Source organism: Tunicatimonas sp. (assembly GCF_049647865.1).
Lineage (GTDB): Bacteria > Bacteroidota > Bacteroidia > Cytophagales > Cyclobacteriaceae > Tunicatimonas.
Genome location: NZ_JBARYM010000503.1, coordinates 1 through 2129 on the forward strand (window position 1 = coordinate 1; position 2129 = coordinate 2129).

A 2129-nucleotide genomic window follows, 5' to 3' on the forward strand; every position below is an offset into this window, starting at 1 on the left:
CTATTGGTCGACACTTTATCCACCGCATTCAACCCAGCGGCTATTCCTAGCCCTGACCGAATTCAACGAATTGAAGTCTACGAAAAGGATTGGGCAAAAATTTATCTAGGTGATATTTCTCTACAAGCAGGCTCGCAAACAATTTCTTTATCGGCTAGCCAAATAGTGGGTAGACAAGTGGCGGAAGTGAAAGGATTAGTTTTGGAGAGAGTAGATTAACTAATGGCTCTAAGCTGATGGTACTTTTTCCGACGGCAATTGGTAGATGCTGATAATCTCAGCGATAGCTTTGCGTTTGCGGTAGTAGGAGGTAATTTGTAGTACTGCGATATAACTTAGTACAGAGATTAGGGCAGCCAATATGCCGTTTCCTAATACAAATGACTGAGTGTGATGCGTAAGTAACGTTATCCAAGACTCTTCAATGACTTCGGGTGTTGGCTTATTGAGTAAAACGCTTCCCAACCAGTAACTGGCGTAATACACCGGAAGTTGAAGTATCGGATTCCACATAGTAAAAGCTAGAACCATCGCAATCTTATTCAACATCGGAAAGAAAAGGATGAGCGATAGGCCTACGAAGATTCCAAAACCAGGGGTGGGCAGAATGGCGATCAATGTGCCTAATGAAAAACTTAGCGCAATAGCCTGACTACTGCTTTCGGGTTCAGTCAATCGCTCAATAAATCGAGTTACTTTTTCCCTAATTGTGGCTTTATTCATTAGAATTTTTCTTACTCCAATACTAGCAATAGATCGGCGATTTATTTTTTGCTTTTAAGTGAATATCTAACTTGCGTAACGTCTCAATTATTTATGATGAACTATCAAATTCCACTAGCCGAACGGCTACGTCCCCAAACGCTAGATGATGTCGTTGCCCAGTCGCACCTTACTGGCCCCCAGGGCGTATTGCGAAAAATGGTTGAGCAGGGCAATCTTGCTTCGCTAATATTCTGGGGCCCACCCGGCACCGGCAAGACTACTTTAGCCCGCATTGTTTCTCAAGAATCTAAACGAGAATTCTTTCAACTTAGTGCTATCCAAGCGGGAGTGAAAGATGTGCGCGAAGCTATTCAGCGATCTAAGATGTACGGCGGAGCCATTCTGTTCATTGATGAGATTCATCGTTTTAATAAGTCACAGCAAGATGCTTTATTACATGCGGTAGAGGATGGAACAATCACACTGATTGGAGCTACTACCGAAAATCCCTCGTTTGAGGTGAACCCGGCCTTGCTATCCCGTTGCCAAGTATACACGCTAAACGCACTAACGGAAGATGACTTGCGAAAATTGTTAGCGAGAGCCTTTCAACAAGATGAGTTCCTGAAAACTAAGAATATTGAATTGAAGGAAACTGAAGCACTGTTTAATCTTTCGGGCGGTGATGCCCGCCGACTACTAAATTTGATGGATCTGATTGTTTCTTCAGAATCTAGCACCGAAACCGATTCGGTAAAGATTACCAATGCAATTGTAACGAAGTTGGCTCAAACTAAACTTGCTCGCTACGAAAAAGGGGGCGAGTTACACTACGATCTTGTCTCTGCCTTTATTAAATCGGTACGAGGTAGCGACCCGAATGCCGCTATATATTATATGGTACGAATGCTGGCGGGAGGAGAAGACCCCAAGTTTATTGCCCGCCGATTGGTTATTTTAGCTTCCGAAGATGTAGGCAATGCGAACCCTACCGGATTAGTTTTAGCCACTAACTGCTTTGAAGCAGTAACCATGATCGGAATGCCGGAAGCAGAGATTATACTAGCTCAGTGTACTACTTACCTGGCCAGTTCACCTAAAAGCAATGCTAGCTACACTGCTTTACGTCAAGCTCAAGCATTAGTTAGAAAAACGGGCGACCTGCCGGTTCCGCTACATTTACGAAATGCACCTACTAAATTAATGAAGTCGTTAGACTACGGGAAAAACTATCAATACGCTCACGACTACGATCAGAACTTTGTAGTGCAAGAATTTTTACCTGATGCGCTATCAAAAACTATATTTTATCAACCCGGCCACAATGCTCGGGAGAATGAATTAAGAAAACGGCTGAAACAACTGTGGGGTAATCATTATGAGTATTAAATAGCCGTTTGCCTTGGCTACATTCTAGACATTTC

2 protein-coding genes and 1 pseudogene are annotated in these 2129 nt (G+C 43.1%); 2 read left to right on the forward strand and 1 reads right to left on the reverse strand.

Annotated elements, in window-relative coordinates; genetic code table 11:
* Positions 1-219: pseudogene (locus WBA23_RS14850) on the forward strand (hypothetical protein); the annotation flags it as partial.
* Positions 220-228: 9 nt separating this feature from the next.
* Here the strand turns inward: WBA23_RS14850 and WBA23_RS14855 are convergent.
* Positions 229-723 carry a DUF2062 domain-containing protein gene (locus WBA23_RS14855; RefSeq protein WP_424583065.1) on the reverse strand — a complete coding sequence of 165 codons (495 nt, stop codon included), beginning with the start codon at positions 721-723 and terminating at the stop codon, positions 229-231.
* A gap of 96 nt (positions 724-819) precedes the next feature.
* Here WBA23_RS14855 and WBA23_RS14860 point away from each other — a divergent pair, with 96 nt between their 5' ends.
* Complete coding sequence (locus WBA23_RS14860; RefSeq protein WP_424583066.1) at positions 820-2094, forward strand: replication-associated recombination protein A; 1275 nt, start codon at positions 820-822, stop codon at positions 2092-2094.
* The last annotated feature ends 35 nt before the right edge of the window (positions 2095-2129 follow it).

Excerpts from the sequence above, each read along its gene's own strand:
- WBA23_RS14855 (WP_424583065.1), bottom strand. The coding sequence starts at position 723 with ATGAATAAAGCCACAATTAGGGAAAAAGTAACTCGATTTATTGAGCGA.
- WBA23_RS14860 (WP_424583066.1), top strand. The coding sequence starts at position 820 with ATGAACTATCAAATTCCACTAGCCGAACGGCTACGTCCCCAAACGCTA.